Annotated in this window: 1 rRNA gene; it reads left to right on the forward strand. The window is 47.6% G+C overall.

The annotated features are described in order from the left end of the window. Window positions 1-874: ribosomal RNA gene (locus tag MJQ71_RS20820) — 23S ribosomal RNA — on the forward strand; the annotation flags it as partial.

Raw genomic sequence — 874 nt, forward strand, 5'->3', positions numbered from 1 at the left:
GAGATTAAGGACGAGCAGTATCCTGAGTAGGTGGGGACCAGTGGAATCCCCTCTGAATTAAGCGGTACCATCCGCTAAGGCTAAATACTCCTGAGACACCGATAGTGAACAAGTACTGTGAAGGAAAGGTGAAAAGCACGGGGAGTACCCGAGTGAAATAGAACCTGAAACCGTACGCTTACAAGCGGTCGGAGCTGGCAAGTCCAGTGACGGCGTGCCTTTTGCATAATGACCCTACGAGTTACGGTCACCGGCAAGATTAAGACATTCAGTGTCGTAGTCGAAGCGAAAGCAAGTCTGAATAGGGCGAATAGTCGGTGGCTGTAGACGCGAAACCTTGTGATCTACCCATGGTCAGGATGAAGTGTTGGTAACACAACATGGAGGTCCGAACCAGTTAACGTTGAAAAGTTTTTGGATGAACTGTGGGTAGGGGTGAAAGGCTAATCAAACTGGGAAATAGCTCGTACTCTCCGAAATGTATTTAGGTACAGCGTCGAGGTTGAGTTATGTCGAGGTAGAGCTACTAATAGGATGCGGGGGAGTCAAATCCTACCAAATTCTGATAAACTCCGAATGCGGCATAATATACTCGGCAGTGAGGGCTTGGGTGCTAAGGTCCAAGTCCAAAAGGGAAAGAACCCAGAACAACAGCTAAGGTCTCTAAATTTACACTAAGTTGAACTAAGGAAGTCTGACTGCAGTGACAGCCAGGATGTTTGCTTGGAAGCAGCAATCATTTAAAGAGTGCGTAACAGCTCACTGGTCGAGCGGGGCGGGCATCGATAATAAACGGGCATCAAGTGTAGTACCGAAGCTTTGTCAAGAATTTATTCTTGGGTAGGAGAGCATTCTATTCGCGGCGAATGTGTAC

Source organism: Emticicia aquatica (assembly GCF_923079645.1).
Classification (GTDB): Bacteria; Bacteroidota; Bacteroidia; order Cytophagales; family Spirosomataceae; genus Emticicia; species Emticicia aquatica.